Raw genomic sequence first — 19,996 nt, forward strand, 5'->3', positions numbered from 1 at the left:
TCTATATAAGCGCTATTACGGTGTGTTTCCACTACCTATATTAGTTAATGCCTTCAGGAAAAAAGTGAGCAACCAGATCGCTAACGCGTGCGAGGGTCTGCTGTTCGATGCCTATGTCCTTGTCTGTCTTTTTTTGTGAAGGTGGGGTCATCGCTTTTACAAAGCCAAGTTTTGCGGCCTCTTTCAGGCGTGCTTCTGTTTGGGCAACACTTCTAATATCACCAGATAGGCTTAGTTCGCCAAAGACCACCGTTTCATCAGGCAGAGGGATTTGAGAAAGGCTTGAAACAAGGGCGGCGGCAACAGCAATATCGGCTGCGGGCTCTGATATTTTAAGCCCGCCTGCCACATTAAGATATACGTCACAGCCTGCAAGACCAAGGCCTGCGCGGGCATCAAGCACTGCAAGAACCATGGCTAACCTACCACTATCCCAGCCTACAACTGCGCGGCGTGGGTTAGCGGCACTGGATCGTGCAACAAGGGCCTGTATTTCAACAAGAACTGGGCGTGTTCCTTCAATGCCAGCAAAAACGGCACTGCCGGGTTCACGGGCGTTATGGCCTGCAAGGAAGAGGGCAGAGGGATTTGGCACTTCCTCAAGGCCAATGCCGGTCATTTCAAAAACGCCGATTTCATCTGTGCCGCCAAAACGGTTTTTGACAGCCCGTAAAATCCTGAATTGATGGCCCCTATCGCCTTCAAAATAAAGCACAGTATCAACCATATGTTCAAGAACACGAGGCCCGGCAATCTGGCCGTCTTTTGTAACATGACCAACAAGCAAAACAATAGTGCCGCGCCGTTTGGCATAGCTGATCAATTCATGAGCACATACACGAACCTGACTAACTGTGCCGGGGGCAGATTCAACATGGTCCGCATAGAGGGTTTGAATAGAATCAATAACCACGGCTTTGGGTGGCTTGCTGCTATCTAGTGTTGTCAGGATATCGCGTAGGCTGGTTTCACAGCCAAGCTTTAAGGGAGCACCTCTGAGGCCGAGCCTGTTTGCCCGCATTTGTACTTGTGCGGTCGCTTCTTCCCCTGAGAAGTAAACACAGTCTTCGCCTTTTAAGGCTAGTGCGCCCATTGCCTGCAGTAAAAGGGTTGATTTCCCTATGCCCGGATCGCCGCCAATTAGAATGGCACTACCGGGTACCAAGCCACCACCCAAAGCGCGGTCAAGTTCGCTAATACCTGTCATGAGGCGCGGAGCATCCGGTATTGGTTCATCAAGGGATACAAGGGCGACAGTTTGGCCTTTTTTGCCGCTAAGGCCTTTTGGGGCGCCTGAAACAACGGCATCTTCAAGAGAGATGGTATTCCATTCGTTGCATTCTTCACATTTGCCCTGCCAGCGGCGATATGCAGTACCGCAATTGTTGCAAACGTAGGATTTAGGGGGCTTAGCCATCAGTTTTTCAACAGCTCCATTTGAATGGGACCTGTCGCACTTCCTGATATGAACTGGGTAACATAGTCATTTCCTGAGCGGTCAATATCCGCTTTTGGGCCTTCCCAAATAATTTTACCCTGATACAACATGGCAATTCGATCAGCAATTTTGCGTGCACTTGCCATGTCGTGGGTGATTGACAGTGTTGTTGCCCCTAAATCCTGCACACACTCTACAATCAAATCATTGATAACATCTGCCATGATCGGGTCTAGGCCGGTTGTGGGCTCATCAAAAAAGATTATTTCCGGTTCTGCGGCTATGGCACGGGCAAGACCAACACGCTTTTGCATGCCGCCAGAAAGCTCGGAAGGGGAAAGCAGCCCCACATCGGGCGATAAGCCTACGCGGCGCAATTTCTCGGTAGCGATTTCCCGTGCATCTTTTTTGTTCATGCCTTGCCCTTGGATCAAACCAAAAGCAACATTTTGCCAAACGGGCAAGCTATCAAAAAGGGCAGCACCCTGAAAAAGCATACCAAACTTTTGTAAAAGCGCTTTACGGTCGCGGCTACCAAGTTTGGTGGCATCTTGCCCATCAACTGTAATAACACCGCTATCAGGCTTCAAAAGGCCTAAGATGCACTTAAGCGTAACGGATTTTCCAGTACCAGAGCCTCCAATGATGACAAGGGATTGGCCTTTAGGAATTGAGAGATCAACTCCATTTAATACGGTTTTAGAACCGAAAGATTTTTGAACGTCAGATAGTTCTATCATTGGGGTGGAAGTCATGCTTTACCCCCAAATACAATCACGGTGATAATCAGGTTTGCCATCAAGATAGCAATGAAGGCTGATACGACAGCGTTTGTTGTTGCTTTCCCTACACCTTGGGCACCACCACTACTGTTATAGCCATGATAGCTGCCCATCAGTGCAATGAAAAAGCCAAAAACAGCAGCTTTAACCAGAGACGAAACAATATCGGTTTGTTCCAGAAAGTCAGCTGTAACTTGCAAATAGGTAGAGCCGTTGAGGCCTAGCCGTTCTGTGCCAATGAGAAAACCGCCCAGTACGCCAATAATATTAGCGACCAACACTAAAAGCGGTAGTGTAAGGACAGATGCTAAAAGGCGTGGTGCTACCAGATATTTAAAAGGATCGGTTGAAAGTGTGTAAAGAGCGTCTATTTGCTCGGTAACACGCATGGTGCCAAGTTCTGCTGCCATCGCACTAGAAACACGGCCTGCCACCATAAGGCCGCCAAGAACAGGCCCTAGTTCCCGAACAATTGCGATTACAACAACGCCCGGCACTACCGATTCTGCATTAAATCTGCTGCCACCTACAAATATCTGCTGGGCAAGGGCGGCACCAGTAAAGAGGGCGGTTAGACCAACAACAGGCAAACTATTGTAGCCAATGAGCCACATTTGCTGGGCAATAAGGCGCCAGTATATAGGTGGGCTTACAAGGTGCCGTAGGGCGTGACCCGCAAAAAGAGCTAACCTACCTATCTCGGCAAGAGCAGCCAGAAATACCCGGCCTGTAATAGCAAGAGGATTATACACAAAAAATGCCTGTTTGTTTCCTATATGTTCCATCAGTTAAACACACTGACAGGCCCTGTTTGTCAACATAAAAAGTGTCAATTTATTGACCGCTGAAATGTGGCACCCTTTTTTGGGCGAAAGCTGTCACCCCTTCAACACAATCTTTTGTTTGGCTGGAGGTGCGCTGTATGAGAGCTTCCAGCTGTAGTTGCTCGCTATAACTGTTTCTCCAGCTTTCCTTCAAAAGGGTACGAATACCTGCAAGCGCAATACTTGGGCCACATGCCAGCTTTTGTGCAGTATCCAAAGCCTCTGTCATAAGGTTTTCGGCAGATACTACTTTATGGACCATACCCCAATCATAGGCCGTTTGTGCGGGAAGCTGCTCTCCCAGCATCATCATGGCTTTTGCGCGGGCTTCGCCAATAAGGCGGGGTAAAATATAGCTACTACCAGCGTCAGGTACGAGGCCTATTTTCACAAAAGCTTGCAAAAATTCTGCTGATTCTGAGGCAAACACAATATCAGCAGAAAGGGCAATGCTCATACCAGCTCCTGCCGCGATGCCATTAACGGCGGTAACAACAGGGATATCAAGCGCCATTAGCTCCTGTAAAAAGGGATGGAAGGTATCTATTAAGTCACTGCCCGCATCTTTGTTTTCAGGTGTTTCTATCAGGTCCGCGCCTGCACAGAAACCACGGCCAGTGCCAGTTATCAGCAAGCCTCTGATGCCTGAGTGTTTAGCACCTACATGCCGGATGGCTTCTAGCAGCTCAAGCTTCATTGTTGCATTAAGGGCATTTAGGCATTCCGGCCTGTTTAAAGCAATAATAGCCAGATTATTCGTTTTCTCGAATGTAATAGCCTTGAAATTTGTCATCATAACCTACCTGTCTGAGCTTGCCGTTCAGGTACATGAGACTAGAGCAAAGTTGAGTGCAAGCAAGGCTGGCACAGCGTAATTATTTGCTAGGTTTAATTTCACGCTTCAAAAATGCAGGAACATGCGGGCCCAAGCCAACAAAAGGTTCTTTAGGCATGTCATCTGGGGCAAAGTTAAGCTTGTCATCGTTCCTGCGCTGTGTGGGTTCATTCCTGCGTGGGGACGAATCTGCACGTTGGCGCGGTTGCCGTGTGTTTTCACGCGGAGTACTGCTGCGCTGTGACCTTGGGTTTGCACTGCGTGTCTCAGCTTTGGGTTCTGGCTCTGAAGATTTTTCTGCTTGTTGCCCAGCTCTGCTTTCGGGCTCTAATTTGAGATTATCAATCTTCTTTAGAGGACTTTTTGTTAGTTTTTCAATAGTCTCAAGCAGTTTGTTGTCGATCTTTGATTTTGTGGCAATAGTAAAAGCTTTACCTTTTCTACCTGCGCGGCCTGTTCTGCCAATGCGGTGCACATAATCGTCGGCATGGCCCGGTACATCAAAGTTAAAAACATGGCTCACATCAGGCACATCAAGTCCGCGCGCAGCTACATCAGAAGCGCAGAGCAGCTGTATTTTATTTTCTTTAAATTGCTTTAAAACGTCCATACGCTCAGATTGTTCCATATCACCGTGTAATTGACCGACGCTAAAGCCGTGACGATCTAATGATAGGTAAACTTCATTCACATCGCGTTTGCGATTACAGAAAATAATACCGTTCTTAATCTCTTCGGTTCGCAAAAGCTGCCTTAGGGCGTGTCTTTTTTCCCGAGGGCCAACCTCTACAAGAAACTGTTCAATAGTATCTGCGGTAGTCGCCGGGCGTGCCACTTCGATCTTTTTAGGATCATCGAGGAATTGTTTTGTGAGCCGCTGTATGACAGGCGGCATGGTTGCCGAGAAAAACAGGGTTTGGTGTTTTTTAGTGATGCGTTCGCAAATTTTTTCAACATCAGGGATAAACCCCATATCGAGCATGCGATCAGCTTCATCGACAACAAGTATCTCAATGCCATTGAGCAGCAGCTTGCCGCGCTCAAAATGGTCTAAAAGGCGGCCTGGTGTTGCGATGAGAACATCGGCGCCTCGTTCCAGTGCCTTTTCCTGATCGCTAAAATTTACGCCGCCAATAAGCAGGGCCATCGTAAGTTTATGGTTTTTACCATATTTTTCAAAGCTGTCTGCAACTTGTGCTGCGAGCTCACGGGTTGGCTCTAGAATAAGGGACCTCGGCATACGTGCTCTAGCACGGCCTTCCGATAGAATATCGATCATTGGTAAGGTAAAGGATGCTGTTTTACCTGTGCCCGTTTGGGCAATGCCAAGGATATCTCTGCCCATAAGGCACTGCGGTATGGCCTGAGCCTGAATGGGGGTAGGTTCACTGTAGCCAGCATCGCTGACAGCGGATAACAGCTTTTCGCTTAGTCCCAGTTGGTCAAAACCCATTCAATTACTACCACTTTTCGACAAAATTCAATGGGCGCAGAATAGGTCCCAAATGTTGAATGTCAATGAAGGATTGGAAATCCGGGTTTTTTCATCTGATATGTGTTGTTTAAATGTCCAACTGGTCAATATTTGCGGCATTGTCGCGGATGAAATCAAACCGCTTTTCTGGTTTTTTGCCCATTAGGTCATCAACCAGTCTGTTTACGTCGGCACGGGCGGCATATTCTTGTGGCAGTGTCACCCGTAAAAGAGTTCTGTTAGCACGGGCCATTGTGGTTTCTTTCAGCTGTGCCGGAGGCATCTCACCAAGGCCTTTAAAACGGCTAACCTCTACTTTACCACTACCAGAAAACTCTGTTTTCATCAGTTCGTCTTTATGGGCATCATCACGGGCATAAAAAACTTTGCCGCCTTTTGCGAGGCGGTAAAGTGGGGGCTGTGCCAGAAATAGATGCCCATCCCGAACAAGTTGCGGCATTTCCTGAAAGAAGAATGTCATGAGAAGGGTAGCAATATGGGCACCATCCACGTCGGCATCGGTCATGATAACAACTTTTTCATACCGGAGTGCTGCGCCGTCATAGCCATCACGTACACCGCATCCAAGTGCTTGCGTAAGGTCTTTTATTTCCTGATTACCCGCAATTTTATCGCGGGTTGCAGAGGCAACATTCAGAATTTTACCGCGAATTGGCAAGATAGCCTGCGTTTTTCTGTCGCGTGCTTGTTTGGCAGAGCCACCGGCAGAATCACCTTCCACAATATAAATTTCTGTATTTTCAGAATCTTCGCTTGAACAATCAGTAAGCTTTCCGGGCAAGCGCAACTTTCGTTTACCAACGGCTGTTGCCCTTTTTATCTCACGTTCTTGCTTTCTGCGGAGTCTGTCTTCCAAGCGCTCAAGCGCCCATGTCAGCAGGCCATTTGCGCGGTCAGGGTGGTCTGCAAGCCAGTGGTCAAAGGCATCTCTAATCGCATTTTCTGTTAGCCTGTGAGCATCCAGCGTTGAGAGTTTATCTTTTGTCTGGCCTTGAAACTGTGGATCGCGAATGAATACAGAGAGCATAGTGCACGCAGAACCACATATATCATCAGATGTTAGCTGTGCTGCCTTTTTGTTATTCGTTAGGTCAGCATATGCTTTTAATCCGCGCATTAAGGCACTTCTAAAACCATTTTCGTGGGTGCCGCCTTGAGGTGTTGGAATGGTATTACAGTAACTGCTGGAGGAGCCATCGCCGAACTCAGGCCACTGCACAGCCCACTCAACTTGGCCGGCAGAATCAGGAAACTTCACAAACCCTGAAAATGGTTCTGTTGTAACACAGGTACGATTTTTCATGGTTTCTGTTAAATAATCAGCAAGGCCACCGGGAAAGTGAAGGCTGATCTCTGCTGGTGTTTTATCGTCAGCTTCAATGAGTGACGGATCACATTTGAACCGGATTTCAACGCCTCTAAACAGGTAAGCCTTTGACCTTGCCATCTTATAGAGTCGTGAAGGCTTGAATGTCGCTTTTTTACCAAAAATTTGATGATCTGGGAAAAAGGTCACCTTAGTGCCACGCCTATTTTGAACAGGGCCAAGGTCTTCGAGAGGGCTCGTTGTTTTGCCGCGTGAATAAGATTGGCGCCAAAGGTTGCGGTCTCGTGCAACTTCAATTGTCATCGATTCGCTTAAAGCATTTACAACAGAAATCCCTACACCGTGAAGGCCACCTGATGTTGCGTAAGCATCTGAGTTAAACTTTCCACCTGAGTGCAACGTTGTCATAATCACTTCAAGGGCAGATTTGCCGGGATATTTCGGATGAGGGTCTGTTGGTATACCCCGTCCATTATCGCTAATTGTTATATAACCGTCTGCACTTAGGGAAACATGAATAATATTTGCATGCCCAGCCACTGCCTCATCCATCGAGTTATCAAGGATTTCTGCAACCAGATGATGGAGTGCCCGTTCATCAGTGCCGCCAATGTACATGCCAGGCCGCTGTCTAACAGGCTCGAGGCCTTCAAGAACCTCAATATCTTTTGCAGAATAGTCAGTTTTTGTTTGCTGAACCTCAAACAGATCGGTCATTGGGTTACCTTCATAAAATATCACTATATCAGGGGGTAAACTAGTGTTGAGGATTCGTCAATACGATCAATATATAGTATTAGTATTGCGCCGTTAATGCATATATTGTATATATAAGAGTTCTTGAGGGCTTGATTTTCTACAGTAGACGTTCTGTTAACTGATTTGTTTTTAATATTAGCTAGTTAGCATTCACCAGAAAGGGAAACCGATGACCAGTTTTCGTCCCATGAGCGTTTTTAGGCGTATGGTTGGCGGCATTGAGGTGCCACCACCTATGAGCAATATTGCTGTTGGTGATCGTTATGAACATATGGGGCAGGGTGTCTCTATCTGGGTTGTGGAGCGTATTAGCAAGGTTAGCATGAGCAGCTTTCCTCTTATAAGCCTTGTAAGAGAAGGCCGGCCTGACTTGAAAAAGATTTTATCATTATCTGTGCTAGAAGAAGGTCAGGATTTTAGGCCCACTACTCTTCAATAAACGAGAATTTATTGGCCTTAATGTAGGCAGTGCATTCCTAGTCGAAGAGTTTATCAATATCTTCTTGTGTTTGAAGATTCTCTGTTGCGGAAGATTTTTCGTTATTAACTATTTTTTCTATAACAGGCTTCTCATCAATTTTACCGTGAATCACCTGATTTAATTTCAATAGCATGCCTTGTATCTGCCCAACACGCTGTTTTACCAGCCCACGTGCAGCTTGTGATAAGCCTCTTTCAACTACATTTAGCTGTAAAAGACCTAAAAGGGTGGTGCTAATGAGTTCGTTTAAATCAGTGCATAAGGCATTAAAAGCAGATCTTATAGATTCTGGCGCGATATTGAAGGCGTCGATAGCAAGATGTTTAGCTTGAAAGCCGCTGTCTTCAAAGTGTTGATTGTAGCTTTTAGGCTGCCAGTCTGAAGCGTCTTCCACAAGCTCGGGCATGTCGGGAATCATCTCCAGCAACATGACAATTTCATTAAAGTGATTCAAATAGTCGGTCGCTAAAAAGCTCTCAGGGTTAATATTGGCATCGGCTAACTTTGGCTGTAAAGCCTTCTGTTCATTTGTGTACTCAATCTGCATAGTTGCCGCCCACATGCACCTTTATGACCTAATTATTAATCCAGTTTAGACACTATATATTTTGTTAGTTGTTAAAAAGTAAATAACCATAAATACAAAAGAGGCCTCTGTTAAAATAACAAAGGCCCCTTCAATTGTATGTAAAATAAAGCTTATGAGCTGTAGTACATATCAAACTCAACAGGATGAGGTGCGAGTTCCATACGGATCACATCTTCCATTTTTAGCTCGATATAAGCATCAATCTGATCATCAGAGAATACGTCACCCTGTTTCAGGAATTCACGGTCTGCATCAAGGCTAGCAAGTGCTTCACGCAGTGAACCAGCAACAGTTGGAACATTTGCAAGTTCTTCTGGCGGCAGAGCATAAAGATCTTTGTCCATAGCTTCGCCAGGGTGAATTTTGTTTTTAATGCCATCAATGCCAGCCATCAACATAGCTGCAAAAGCAAGGTATGGGTTTGCTGTTGGGTCTGGGAAGCGAACTTCAACACGTTTCGCTTTAGGACCGGCACCAAAAGGAATACGGCATGATGCAGAACGGTTGCGAGCAGAGTATGCCAGCAGAACAGGTGCTTCAAAACCAGGTGTCAAACGCTTGTAGCTATTTGTACTTGGGTTAGTGAAAGCATTAATTGCTTTTGCGTGCTTAATGATACCGCCAATGTAGTATAGGGCAGTTTCAGAAAGGCCTGCATAACCAGAGCCTGCAAATGTTGGCTGGCCATCTTTCCAGATAGACATGTGCGTATGCATACCTGAGCCGTTATCCGCAGCAACGGGTTTTGGCATGAACGTAGCTGTTTTACCGTATGTGTGTGCTACTTGGTGCGTTACAAATTTGTAGATCTGAACATTATCAGCTGTATCTACAAGTGTTGAGTAGGTAACACCTAGCTCATGCTGAGAAGCAGCCACTTCGTGGTGATGCTTGTCCATTGGCAGGCCCATTTCTTTCATGACCTTGACCATTTCGCCGCGCAGATCAACACAGCTATCCACAGGAGCTACTGGAAAGTAACCGCCTTTAGCGCGTGGACGGTGGGCATAGTTGCCTTCGTCGTATGATTTGGCAGTATTATAAGGGCCTTCAATGTCGTCAATTTCGTACATTGCGCCGCTATAGTCTACTTTGAATTTTACATCGTCAAATACAAAGAACTCAGGCTCAGGACCAAAGAAGGCTGTGTCGCCAAGGCCGGAAAACTTCAGGAATTCCTCGGCTTTTTTAGCTGTACCGCGTGGGTCACGCTCGTAAGGTTGGCCCGTGATCGGGTCTAGAATGTCACAGAAAACAACGATTGTTACATCGGCAGTAAAGGGATCAATTGTTACAGAGTTCAGGTCAGGTTTTAAAACCATGTCTGATTCGTTAATTGCTTTCCAGCCAGCGATAGATGAGCCATCAAACATGATGCCATCTGAAAGCATGTCGTCATCCACAACATCAGCGCACATAGTAAGGTGCTGCCATTTACCTTTTGGATCTGTAAACCTAAGATCGATCCATTCGGCTTTTGCTTCTTTTACAAGAGCAAGAAAGTCCTCGACGCTGAGGTTGGTATACTTAGCCATTTCAAATTCCCTTTTTTGACAATTGTTTGTGAAACACTAATAATGTTTCCGTTATGATTATATGGCGTCTGGCCCAGTTTCGCCTGTGCGAATCCGTATGGCATCTTCAACAGGGCTGACAAATATTTTGCCATCGCCGATGCGGCCTGTATGTGCTGCATTTTTGATTGCTTCAACGGCACGTTCTGCTTGTGATGCTTCAATCACCACCTCAATTTTTACTTTTGGCACAAAATCTACAACATATTCTGCGCCGCGGTATAATTCAGTATGGCCCTTTTGGCGGCCAAAACCTTTGGCTTCGGTAACGGTTATGCCGGAAATGCCGATATCGTGAAGTGCTTCTTTAACTTCATCGAGTTTGAAAGGTTTTATTATTGCTTCAATTTTTTTCATACTTTTTTACCGCTATTAAGGTGATGCAGCGCGTACTGCATAGAACATGCCAGTTAGTCTGCAAAATTAAAAGGTTATATATATCAAGTGATTGGTATATTTTTTTCAATTTACTCCGTTTTGGTGCTTCAGTAGATTGCTTAAAAAATAGGCAATTGCCTTATCACTGCACAGACCGGGCTAAATAAATGCTTATGGTGATAGTATGGTGTAAGCAGATAAAGACAAGTGATGGCCTGATAAGGGGTGTAATTTATAGATGTTTTCAATTCTTCAGGGAAGCGCTGTTTTATATTTGTTTAAAGTAATCCTCAATATCCTTAAATTCGCGCTTGACGAATGAGGCTGCATGCGCATAAACAGGCCCACCATAAATGCTTGTGGCGGGTGTAGTTCAGTTGGTTAGAACGCCAGATTGTGATTCTGGAGGCCGCCGGTTCAAGTCCGGTCACTCGCCCCATTTTGCATTTTTTTGAATAAGCCCCTTTCGGGGCTTTTTTCTTTTGCTACACTGCGCCGATTCCATAGGGGGAGTTGATGGCGGTTTCTTGGTCAAGTAATGAACACGTTTTACTAACACCTGCAGAAGCGAGTGCTGCTGATGCATGGGCAATTAACAGTGGTGTGTCTGGCCTCGATTTAATGGAGAGCGCCGGCCGCGCAACCGCAGAAATGCTGGTAGAATACATCGGGACGCCCCTTGAAACGGGTGGCGAAATTATCGTTCTTTGTGGCCCAGGGAACAACGGCGGTGATGGCTTTGTCACCGCGCGGTATCTTGATGATTGGGGTTATCCTGTCCGTGTAATTGCTGTTTCGTCCTTAGATGAAATGACATCAGACGCGGCGGAAATGGCTGAAATTTGGCGCGGACAGACTGATAAAATAGACGCGGCTCGCTTAAAAAACGTATCTGTTGTTGTGGATTGCTTGTTTGGTACAGGCCTTTCACGTCCGATTGAGGAGCCTATCGCAGACCTGATCAATAAAGTGAATGCGCTTGATGCTTTCAAACTGGCTGTTGATCTGCCGAGCGGGCTTGATGGTGTAACCGGACTACCAACTGGTGCGTGCTTTCAAGCCGATGCTACCGTTACTTTTTCATATAGAAAGCCTGCCCACCTTATTGCACCGGGTCGGTTTTACTGTGGCGGCGCTGACCATGTGCATGTGGCAGATATTGGTTTACCGGAAGAATCACTGAGTGAACTTGATCCGCAATATTTTTCCAATGAGCCTTCTTTGTGGGGCTGGTGTTTTCCGTTTCAGGGGCCTGAGACTCATAAATATGACAGAGGGCACCTGCTGGTATTAGGCGGTAAAGAGCCAACCTTAGGAGCGTCAAGGCTTGCAAGCATGGCAGCGCTAAGGGCTGGCGCTGGCCTCGTTACACTTGCGGCACCTAGCGAAACATATGGGGTACAGGCGGCAGCGCTCACTGATGTAATGGTTAGGCGCTTTGATTCTGTATTTGGTTTTATTGGCATCATGGCGGATCACAGAATTGGAACAGTGATTCTGGGGCCGGGCTCGGGAATCAGTGAAAAAACGGTGGACATGGTTCAGCAAGCAGGCAGGAAAGAGCGTAACATGGTGTTGGATGCTGATGTGCTGTCCAGCATGATTGGCCGGATCGAAATTATATCTGACATTAAAAACTGCGCGGTTGTTCTAACGCCGCATGAGGGCGAATTTATAAGGCTTTTCCCTGATCTTGATTATAAAAAAGACAGGCTTGCTGCTGTTCGGGCTGCTGCCAAGCGGGCGTGTGCAACAGTGGTACTAAAGGGTGTTTCAACGGTGGTGGCTGATGAAACGGGAAGGGTATCTATTGCTACAAACGCGCCGTCATGGCTGGCTGTGGGCGGGACAGGTGATGTACTTTCCGGCATTATAGGCAGCCTATTGGTACAGGGGATGCCCGCTTTTGAGGCTGCTTCAGCGGCGGTGTGGATGCACGGCGAGGCAGGAATGAAAGCAGGTAGGGGCATGATAGCCTCTGATCTGGTAAATGCCATTCCTTCCATTTTACCCGGCTAACAGCCATATTGTAGCACTAATATCATGCTTGGCACACTGTGCACCCGGTTTTGTGCCATTGAGCCAAATCTGTGCCATTTTGCGCCTTCCTGTATGATTTTTATATAGTATGTCATTTTTTTAGCCCTATGAGGCACAAAAATACTTGTACTCCTGTTTACGCCTGCTATAAGCGCCACGAACAGTCATATGAGGCTGATATAGCCGACTGTTTCACAAGGTATGTATAACGGCTTTTTGTTACCTTTATGGTATCAGCTGTTTTGAATGGTATGCGGGCGTGGCGAAATTGGTAGACGCGCCAGATTTAGGTTCTGGTGTCCTAGGACGTGGGGGTTCAAGTCCCTCCGCCCGTACCACTCAAAAAGTGAAACAGTTTTGATAAGACAAAAATAAGATAAAATATAAAGAGAGTGGAAAAGCCATGCAGATCGAAGAACTGCTGAACAAAGGTCTGAAGCGCGAATTTAAAGTAACCGTTGCTGCATCCGACCTTGATGCCCGTCTTGATAAAATTCTGGAAGAATTCCGTGCGACAGCTCGTATTAAGGGTTTCCGTCCGGGTAAAGCGCCGATTTCGCTGCTTCGCAAGATGCACGGCGAGCGCGCTAAAGGTCAGGTGATTTCTGAAACTATGCAGGAAACATCAACCAAGCTTTTTGAGGAAAAATCTTTGCGCCCAGCGCTGCGCCCAGAAGTTGAAATGGGCGACTATAAAGACGGTAGCGACCTTGAGTACACTCTGAAAGTTGAACTTCTGCCAGAAGTAGACGTTGAGAAATTCAAAGCCCCGGCCCTTGAGCGCTGGATCGCAGAAGTGAGTGATGCTGATATTGAGACAACGCTTGAGCGTATTGCTTCACAGCAAAAATCCTTCAAAGCGGCTGCCAAAACAGCAAAGGCGAAAAGCGGCGATGCTGTGCTGATTGATTATGTCGGTCGTATTGACGGCGAAGCTTTTAGCGGCGGCACTGCAGAAGGCCACCAGCTTGAACTTGGTTCTGGTACGTTTATTCCGGGATTTGAAGATCAGTTGATTGGCGCTAAAGCTGGCGAAGAAAAAATCGTAAAAGTGACCTTCCCTGCGCAGTATCAGTCTGCTGATCTGGCCGGTAAAGAAGCTGAGTTTACAGTGACAGTACAGGAAGTTCGTACGGCTACTGAAGCTAAAGTTGACGATGAAATGGCTAAAAACCTTGGCCTTGATGACCTTGCTGCACTGAAAGAGACTATCAAAAGCCAGTTGGAAAATGACAACAATGGCCTAACGCGCGCACACATGAAGCGTGCACTGCTTGATGCTCTTGCTGATGAATATTCTTTCGAAGTGCCGGCCGGTATGGTTGACCTTGAGTATAAGCAGATTTGGGAACAGATTAAACGCGATGCGTTGATGTCTGGTGAAGCAAAACCTGAAGACTTTGAAGGCAAAGATGGGCCTGAAGATGCTGCCGAAGCAGAAGAATTCCGTTCGATTGCAGAGCGCCGTGTGCGTCTTGGTCTACTGCTTTCTGAAATTGGTGTGAAAAACGAAGTGCAGGTTACACAGGAAGAAGTGAACCGCCGCATTATCGAAGAAGCCCGCCGGTATCCTGGTCAGGAAGCACAGGTTTTTGAGTTCTACCAAAAGAATGAGGAAGCTCGTGCACAGCTCCGTGCGCCCATTTTTGAAGAAAAAGTTGTAGACTTTGTGATTGAGCAATCAAAAGTCACTGATAAGACAGTAACCCGCGAAGAGTTGGATGCTGCTGTCCGTGCTATTGATGAAGAAGATGCAAACCCGGTGAAGAAGCCAGCTAAAAAAGCAGCGGCTAAAAAGCCCGCAGCGAAAAAAGCGGATACGGCTGAAAAAGCACCAGCTAAAAAGCCTGCGGCTAAAAAAGCACCTGCCAAAAAAGCGGCTGCTAAAAAATAAGATATTATATTCTTTTGAATATTGGATAAGGGGCCTTAATGGCCCCTTTTTTCATGCTTTTACAGCCTTTAATATTTGGTTTATGCTGCGACAATAATGCCCTTGCCAACGTCTGCTAGGGCCTGTAGGTGACGGGCATGAGATTATTTCGCAAACCTACGTCAATTGCCCATGATATCGCTTTTTTTGCGGTGCTGGCACAATTTTGGCTCGCGTTTGCGTGCTGTATTCCTCAAGATTCTGATAATTTTAGCCTTACTGATGATACATGGTGTTCGATTGCCCCGCTTGATAAGCACACAGCATCGGATACAGATAGCCATACAGGTCATGCCTGTGACTGTGTTGTTGGCTGCGCCGTTGCTGCACATCCTGCGGGGACCTCTGTTTTGAGTGTGGTGGCTTTTTCTGTGTCACAGGCCCCCTTTACCATACTGTCAGTACTCAATGCTTCGAAAGGCACATCTGTGGGGGCTGTTGGTAGCCGTGCCCCGCCTTTTTTTCTCCAGCCTAAAGACATCTAAAGCGTTCGATTCGTTTTGACGCTTCTTTACCTATATTCTGGAGAAATAGAATGAAATCTATATTGAAAGGTGCATGCTCTGTTGCTGCGCTGATGGTAGCCGTTCCTGCTTTTGCGGGCGAATCGGTAGATAGTGATTTTGTAGAAACAATCATTGTAACGGCAACACGTGACCCTAACGAACCCCCGGTTATTGCAGAAAACCGTGCACGCCTGTCTCGCACACCTGGTTCTGTCGCTATTGTGGCGAGCGAAGCTTACGAAAAGCGAACAGCGCAGGGTTTTTCAGATATGTTACAAGGCGTGCCGGGCGTTATGGCGCAAAAACGCTACGGCGAAGAATCGCGCCTGTCTATTCGTGGCTCAGGTATTGGGCAATCTTATCACCAACGCGGTGTTATGTTTGCACAGGACGGCGTGCCATTTGCTGATGCAGACGGTTTTTCCGATTTTCAGAAGATAGATCCGTTGAGTGCCCGTTTTATTGAGGTTTACAAAGGCGGCAATGCGCTACGCTTTGGCGGCGCACAGCTTGGCGGCGCTATTAACCTCGTAACACCCACAGGCTACACGGCAGAATCTGATTATATGCTTAGGCTTGAGGGTGGCTCGTTCGATACACAGCGTATAAGTGCTGCTGTGGCAAAAGTTATGGGTAACTGGGATGTTTATGCCTCTGTAAATGCTATGCAGGCTGATGGCTTTAGGGAGTATGCAGAGCAAGACCAAGTGCGCGGCACACTAAACCTTGGCTATAGATTCGGTGAAGAACGTGAAGTGCGCCTCATTGTATACGGTGCAGACATTAATCAGCAAGTACCAGGTACACTAGATCTTGATACAGCTCTTACAACACCAGAATTATCAACCGATACTGTTAAGGCAGGTAAGTGGGCACGAGATCAGGAAATAGGCCGGGTATCGCTGCAAACACATTGGCGTTTGAACGGTAATCTGGTGTTTGAAGGAGGTATTTATGCCACTACAACAGACCTGCACCACCCGATATCTATTGTGATTGATCAGCAGGCAGATAATCAGGGTGCGTTTGGCAGGTTTGATTGGGCCGGAACCTTGTTGGGTCATAAGGCTGACCTGTTCTGGGGTGTTTCTTACCGGCAAGGCCAGTTAGACCAACAGCTTTACGGTAATAACGCGGGTGAAAATGGCTTTCAGTTTGGGGATAGCCGGCAAAAAGCAACAGCGCTTGATGTGTTCTCTGAAGGGCGTTTCTTTGTAACAGACAGTTTGGCATTTGTTGCTGGGGCATCTTATGGCCGCGCGACACGTGACTATGTCAATAATCTGGCATCCGTGAACAATGCAGAGAAAACATTTGACTGGTTTGCGCCGCGAGTGGGGCTTTTGTGGCAGTCAGAAACTGGCACGCAGGTTTATGCCAATGTCACGCGCTCAGTTGAACCACCGCATTTTGGGGCGCTGGTACAGGCACCGTACCCCGGTTTTGTACCGAATAAACCGCAAGAGGCTGTAACAGCCGAGGTTGGTACGCGAGGCCGTGTAAATGCTCTTACGTGGGATATAACGCTGTATCAGGCATGGCTGCAGCACGAATTACTGTCATTCTCTAATACTTTTGGGTTGCCAAGTGCGGTTGCCGGGGCTGAGGATACTACCCACAAAGGCTTGGAGGCTGCCTTTAACTGGCAAGTGGCGTCAGAAGGGGTTGCGGATGGCAGCCTTGCTGTACAGACAAGCTATACCTATTCAGACTTCAAGTTTGACGGGGATATTCTCTATGGTGATAACCAAATTCCTGTGGTGCCGAAGCACCAGATACGACTTGGTTTAAATTATGAACATGCGTCAGGACTTTTCTTGTCACCGCAGCTAGAGTGGCGCCCAGCGGATGTTTATGTGGATTATGCAAACACATTGAAAGCTCCAGGGTATGCCATTGTTTCCGTGAATACAGGATGGGAAATGGAGAATGGTATCACGCTGTTTGTCGATGCCAGAAACCTGTTTGATAAAGCTTATGTGCCAGAGTTTGGGGCAATTACAGACGCAAGTGCTGTGGCTGCCAATACTGCCGTTTTCTACCCCGGTGAGGGGCGTTCGGTTTATGCGGGTGTGTTATACCGTTTTTAGCAGAATAGGGCAGCTTGTGATGGGCTGCCCACTTTTTGAGAAGTAGAAAAATGATTCATCTAAAAAAAATTGCCTTTATCTATGCCGCACTGGGTGCTTTTGTTTATGCCCCGTCTGTAAATGCCCATGTGGTGTTTGCAGAGACAACCGCAAAAACGGGTGCTTATTATTTTGGCTTTCTAAGGGTTGGGCATGGCTGTGAAGGCGCTGCAACTACTGCCGTTACGGTGCAGATACCGGAAGGCATTTATGCAGCAAAGCCCCAGCCAAAAGCTGGATGGGAAACTATCATCGAATGGCAGGCACTGCCGGAGCCAGTAGCAGGACCCCACGGTAAAACCCAAACAAAGCGGGTTGCCAGCCTTACATGGGAGGGCGGAGTGTTGGACGACAGTATGTTTGACCAGTTTGGGGTGCAGGTAAAGTTACCGCAGGAAGCTCAAACTCTTTATTTTCCTGTTGTGCAAAAATGTGGCGATAAGGAAGTGCGATGGGATATGATACCTGAACCAGGGAAGGCTTGGCATAGTGTTTCTAAGCCTGCACCTATGCTGGAAATTGCGAATCCTAGCTTCATGAGTGATGCTCATCACTAATAAATCCTCTATTACCTTGATATGGGTATAGTCAGGGTAACAATGATGTGATTTTAATCATGTTGATACAGCCTTTTTTGCCATTGCCCTTCACATTCGGCAAATAAGGCTTATCTATTTGAGGAAAAGGCGGATATTCCCTTGCCGCAGGCAGTAAGACTTTGCTACAGCTTTGTGGAAATTACGCCCAGAGAGTATTTGGGTCACTTGTTTGAGATTATTTGGAGCACTGCATGAGCGATATTATGGATACATACGCAAGCACCCTGGTGCCAATGGTTGTGGAACAGACAAACCGGGGTGAACGCTCATATGATATTTATTCCCGGCTTTTGAAAGAACGGATCATTTTTCTGACAGGGCCGGTGAATGATTATGTGTCCAGTGTGATAGTGGCGCAGCTTTTGTTTCTTGAGGCAGAAAATCCAAAAAAGGATGTGTCCTTTTATATTAATTCTCCGGGCGGTGCTGTTACAAGTGGCCTCGCCATGTATGACACGATGCAATATATAAAACCAAAGGTCGCTACAATCTGCATAGGGCAGGCATGCTCTATGGGATCGCTGCTTTTAGCAGCTGGCGAGCCGGGCATGCGCTATGCACTGCCTAATGCCCGCATTATGGTGCATCAGCCATCAGGTGGCGCGCAGGGTCAGGCTGTTGATATTGAAATTCAGGCAAAAGAGATTCTGAAGATTAGGGAGCGCCTGAATGCAATATATGCAAAACATACAGGGCAAGACCTAACTGCGATTGAGGCTGCTATGGACCGGGATAAGTTTATGAGTCCCGACGAAGCAAAAGAATTTGGCCTGATTGACAATGTCTATACATCGCGCGAAGAGGTAGAAGCGTAAGGCTTGTTAATAAAGTTAAAAGGAACTGTAATTATAGTTTTTTTGTTGTGCTTCTGAAGAACAGGGTTACGATAAAGAAATAAAAGAACCAAGCGGTGACAAATTTGAGTAATACTGATTCTAAAAATACGCTCTATTGCTCCTTCTGCGGCAAAAGCCAGCACGAAGTGAGGAAGCTGATTGCTGGCCCTACGGTCTTCATCTGTGATGAGTGTGTTGAGCTATGCAACGACATTATCAAGGAAGAAAGCAAGAGCGCGCTCTCGAAGGGCGGCGACGGTGTGCCTTCTCCGCTTCATATTCGTGAAGTGCTTGATGATTATGTGATTGGCCAGGCTGCAGCAAAGAAAGTTTTGTCTGTTGCGGTTCATAACCACTATAAACGCCTTAACCATGCGTCGAGCGGCAAATCAGATGTTGAGCTTGCTAAATCGAACATTTTGCTTATTGGGCCAACAGGGTGCGGTAAAACGCTTCTTGCACAGACTTTGGCACGTATTCTTGATGTGCCTTTCACAATGGCCGATGCCACGACGCTTACAGAAGCGGGTTATGTGGGTGAAGATGTTGAAAATATCATCCTGAAGCTTTTGCAGTCTGCTGACTATAATGTTGAGCGGGCGCAGCGCGGCATTGTTTATATCGACGAGGTCGATAAAATCAGTCGCAAGTCTGATAATCCTTCTATTACGCGCGATGTATCGGGCGAGGGCGTTCAGCAGGCGCTTCTTAAAATTATGGAAGGCACGGTTGCAAGTGTGCCACCACAAGGCGGGCGGAAACACCCGCAGCAGGAATTTTTGCAGGTTGATACAACAAATATTCTGTTTATTTGTGGCGGTGCCTTTGCCGGGCTTGATAAAGTTATTACACACCGACTTCAGGGGAAATCCATTGGTTTTGGTGCCTCTGTTGCAGGCCCTGATGAGCGCGGTGTTGGGCAGCTTTTCAAGGAAACTGAGCCAGAAGATTTGCTAAAGTTTGGCCTGATTCCAGAGTTTGTTGGGCGCTTGCCTGTTATTGCAACACTTGAAGATCTGGACGAAGGGGCCTTGATTGAAATTCTTTCAACGCCGAAAAATGCACTTCTGAAACAGTATCAGACCTTGTTCGATATGGAAGACGTGAAGCTTACATATACAGAAGACGCATTGTTTGCTGTTGCGAAAAAGGCTATCGAGCGTAAAACCGGCGCACGCGGTCTTCGTTCGATTATGGAAGATACGCTTCTCGATACGATGTTTGATTTGCCAACTCTTGACGGTGTTGAAGAGATCGTGATCAATGCTGATGTCGTGAATGGTAAATCGACTCCTTTGCAGATATACGCTGAAAAGCGGGAAGAAGCTGACCAGCCAGCCTGAATTCGTTAATAAATAGATGTATAGGGGTTGAATCTGATGGTTCAGCCCTTATTTTTTATAGTAAAGCAGCAATTTTTGGCTTTAATAGCCTGAAACGACGCTTTTCATTTCTTAATTAGGTGAGTTTG

General features: G+C 46.8%; 17 protein-coding genes and 2 tRNA genes. 10 read left to right on the forward strand and 9 right to left on the reverse strand.

Going from position 1 to position 19,996, the window contains the following annotated elements; all coding sequences use genetic code 11:
* Nucleotides 1-40: 40 nt before the first annotated feature.
* The 6 genes from radA to parE form a co-directional block, all read right to left on the reverse strand.
* On the reverse strand, nucleotides 41-1,417 hold the full coding sequence (gene radA / locus ICL80_RS10220; protein ID WP_194211933.1) for a DNA repair protein RadA: 1,377 nt from the start codon (nucleotides 1,415-1,417) through the stop codon (nucleotides 41-43).
* Complete coding sequence (locus ICL80_RS10225; protein WP_194211934.1) at nucleotides 1,417-2,193, reverse strand: ABC transporter ATP-binding protein; 777 nt, start codon at nucleotides 2,191-2,193, stop codon at nucleotides 1,417-1,419. The genes radA and ICL80_RS10225 overlap by 1 nt, the downstream gene beginning before the upstream one ends.
* Nucleotides 2,190-2,972: an MlaE family ABC transporter permease gene (locus ICL80_RS10230; RefSeq protein WP_228073413.1), complete on the reverse strand. Its 783-nt coding sequence runs from the start codon at nucleotides 2,970-2,972 to the stop codon at nucleotides 2,190-2,192. Before ICL80_RS10230 ends, ICL80_RS10225 begins: the two co-directional genes overlap by 4 nt.
* A gap of 82 nt (nucleotides 2,973-3,054) precedes the next feature.
* Nucleotides 3,055-3,840, reverse strand: coding sequence for an enoyl-CoA hydratase-related protein (locus ICL80_RS10235; RefSeq protein ID WP_228073415.1), 786 nt, complete (start codon nucleotides 3,838-3,840; stop codon nucleotides 3,055-3,057).
* Nucleotides 3,841-3,919: 79 nt separating this feature from the next.
* Nucleotides 3,920-5,332 (reverse strand): DEAD/DEAH box helicase, encoded by a 1,413-nt coding sequence (locus ICL80_RS10240; RefSeq protein ID WP_194211936.1) that lies wholly within the window; start codon nucleotides 5,330-5,332, stop codon nucleotides 3,920-3,922.
* Nucleotides 5,333-5,441: 109 nt separating this feature from the next.
* A complete protein-coding gene (gene parE, locus ICL80_RS10245) occupies nucleotides 5,442-7,418 on the reverse strand; it encodes a DNA topoisomerase IV subunit B (RefSeq protein WP_194211937.1) in 1,977 nt (658 codons plus the stop codon).
* Between the two features lie 211 nt (nucleotides 7,419-7,629).
* Here parE and ICL80_RS10250 point away from each other — a divergent pair, with 211 nt between their 5' ends.
* Nucleotides 7,630-7,899 (forward strand): hypothetical protein, encoded by a 270-nt coding sequence (locus tag ICL80_RS10250; RefSeq protein WP_194211938.1) that lies wholly within the window; start codon nucleotides 7,630-7,632, stop codon nucleotides 7,897-7,899.
* A 37-nt stretch (nucleotides 7,900-7,936) separates the two neighbouring features.
* Here the strand turns inward: ICL80_RS10250 and ICL80_RS10255 are convergent, their stop codons facing one another.
* From ICL80_RS10255 to ICL80_RS10265, 3 genes are all read right to left on the reverse strand, one after another.
* Nucleotides 7,937-8,488 carry a hypothetical protein gene (locus ICL80_RS10255; protein WP_194211940.1) on the reverse strand — a complete coding sequence of 184 codons (552 nt, stop codon included), beginning with the start codon at nucleotides 8,486-8,488 and terminating at the stop codon, nucleotides 7,937-7,939.
* A 152-nt stretch (nucleotides 8,489-8,640) separates the two neighbouring features.
* Nucleotides 8,641-10,065, reverse strand: coding sequence for a type I glutamate--ammonia ligase (gene glnA, locus ICL80_RS10260; RefSeq protein ID WP_194211942.1), 1,425 nt, complete (start codon nucleotides 10,063-10,065; stop codon nucleotides 8,641-8,643).
* A 57-nt stretch (nucleotides 10,066-10,122) separates the two neighbouring features.
* A complete protein-coding gene (locus ICL80_RS10265) occupies nucleotides 10,123-10,461 on the reverse strand; it encodes a P-II family nitrogen regulator (RefSeq protein WP_194211944.1) in 339 nt (112 codons plus the stop codon).
* A 383-nt stretch (nucleotides 10,462-10,844) separates the two neighbouring features.
* On the opposite strand from ICL80_RS10265, the gene ICL80_RS10270 reads away from it, so the two are divergent.
* The 9 genes from ICL80_RS10270 to clpX all read left to right on the forward strand — a co-directional run bounded on the left by ICL80_RS10270 (nucleotide 10,845) and on the right by clpX (nucleotide 19,868).
* Nucleotides 10,845-10,921, forward strand: a tRNA-His gene (locus ICL80_RS10270).
* Nucleotides 10,922-10,998: 77 nt separating this feature from the next.
* Nucleotides 10,999-12,501 carry an NAD(P)H-hydrate dehydratase gene (locus tag ICL80_RS10275; RefSeq protein ID WP_194211946.1) on the forward strand — a complete coding sequence of 501 codons (1,503 nt, stop codon included), beginning with the start codon at nucleotides 10,999-11,001 and terminating at the stop codon, nucleotides 12,499-12,501.
* Between the two features lie 274 nt (nucleotides 12,502-12,775).
* A tRNA-Leu gene (locus tag ICL80_RS10280) sits at nucleotides 12,776-12,860 on the forward strand.
* Between the two features lie 65 nt (nucleotides 12,861-12,925).
* Entirely contained in the window at nucleotides 12,926-14,416 is a 1,491-nt protein-coding gene (gene tig / locus ICL80_RS10285; protein WP_194211948.1) for a trigger factor, read from the forward strand.
* 137 nt (nucleotides 14,417-14,553) lie between these two features.
* Nucleotides 14,554-14,940 carry a DUF2946 family protein gene (locus ICL80_RS10290; protein WP_194211950.1) on the forward strand — a complete coding sequence of 129 codons (387 nt, stop codon included), beginning with the start codon at nucleotides 14,554-14,556 and terminating at the stop codon, nucleotides 14,938-14,940.
* 50 nt (nucleotides 14,941-14,990) lie between these two features.
* Nucleotides 14,991-17,051 (forward strand): TonB-dependent receptor family protein, encoded by a 2,061-nt coding sequence (locus ICL80_RS10295; RefSeq protein ID WP_194211952.1) that lies wholly within the window; start codon nucleotides 14,991-14,993, stop codon nucleotides 17,049-17,051.
* Between the two features lie 50 nt (nucleotides 17,052-17,101).
* Entirely contained in the window at nucleotides 17,102-17,647 is a 546-nt protein-coding gene (locus tag ICL80_RS10300) for a YcnI family copper-binding membrane protein (protein ID WP_194211955.1), read from the forward strand.
* Between the two features lie 233 nt (nucleotides 17,648-17,880).
* Complete coding sequence (gene clpP, locus ICL80_RS10305; protein ID WP_194211957.1) at nucleotides 17,881-18,504, forward strand: ATP-dependent Clp endopeptidase proteolytic subunit ClpP; 624 nt, start codon at nucleotides 17,881-17,883, stop codon at nucleotides 18,502-18,504.
* A gap of 95 nt (nucleotides 18,505-18,599) precedes the next feature.
* Nucleotides 18,600-19,868, forward strand: a complete 1,269-nt coding sequence (gene clpX / locus ICL80_RS10310) for an ATP-dependent Clp protease ATP-binding subunit ClpX (protein ID WP_194211959.1) — start codon at nucleotides 18,600-18,602, stop codon at nucleotides 19,866-19,868.
* Nucleotides 19,869-19,996: the final 128 nt, after the last annotated feature.

It is taken from the genome of Kordiimonas pumila (assembly GCF_015240255.1).
Lineage (GTDB): Bacteria > Pseudomonadota > Alphaproteobacteria > Sphingomonadales > Kordiimonadaceae > Kordiimonas > Kordiimonas pumila.

Bases quoted from the DNA above. Each gene is read 5' to 3' on its own strand.
- radA (WP_194211933.1), bottom strand. From the start codon at position 1,417: ATGGCTAAGCCCCCTAAATCCTACGTTTGCAACAATTGCGGTACTGCA.
- ICL80_RS10225 (WP_194211934.1), bottom strand. From the start codon at position 2,193: ATGACTTCCACCCCAATGATAGAACTATCTGACGTTCAAAAATCTTTC.
- ICL80_RS10235 (WP_228073415.1), bottom strand. From the start codon at position 3,840: ATGATGACAAATTTCAAGGCTATTACATTCGAGAAAACGAATAATCTG.
- ICL80_RS10240 (WP_194211936.1), bottom strand. From the start codon at position 5,332: ATGGGTTTTGACCAACTGGGACTAAGCGAAAAGCTGTTATCCGCTGTC.
- parE (WP_194211937.1), bottom strand. From the start codon at position 7,418: ATGACCGATCTGTTTGAGGTTCAGCAAACAAAAACTGACTATTCTGCA.
- ICL80_RS10250 (WP_194211938.1), top strand. From the start codon at position 7,630: ATGACCAGTTTTCGTCCCATGAGCGTTTTTAGGCGTATGGTTGGCGGC.
- ICL80_RS10255 (WP_194211940.1), bottom strand. From the start codon at position 8,488: ATGCAGATTGAGTACACAAATGAACAGAAGGCTTTACAGCCAAAGTTA.
- glnA (WP_194211942.1), bottom strand. From the start codon at position 10,065: ATGGCTAAGTATACCAACCTCAGCGTCGAGGACTTTCTTGCTCTTGTA.
- ICL80_RS10265 (WP_194211944.1), bottom strand. From the start codon at position 10,461: ATGAAAAAAATTGAAGCAATAATAAAACCTTTCAAACTCGATGAAGTT.
- ICL80_RS10275 (WP_194211946.1), top strand. From the start codon at position 10,999: ATGGCGGTTTCTTGGTCAAGTAATGAACACGTTTTACTAACACCTGCA.
- tig (WP_194211948.1), top strand. From the start codon at position 12,926: ATGCAGATCGAAGAACTGCTGAACAAAGGTCTGAAGCGCGAATTTAAA.
- ICL80_RS10290 (WP_194211950.1), top strand. From the start codon at position 14,554: ATGAGATTATTTCGCAAACCTACGTCAATTGCCCATGATATCGCTTTT.
- ICL80_RS10295 (WP_194211952.1), top strand. From the start codon at position 14,991: ATGAAATCTATATTGAAAGGTGCATGCTCTGTTGCTGCGCTGATGGTA.
- ICL80_RS10300 (WP_194211955.1), top strand. From the start codon at position 17,102: ATGATTCATCTAAAAAAAATTGCCTTTATCTATGCCGCACTGGGTGCT.
- clpP (WP_194211957.1), top strand. From the start codon at position 17,881: ATGAGCGATATTATGGATACATACGCAAGCACCCTGGTGCCAATGGTT.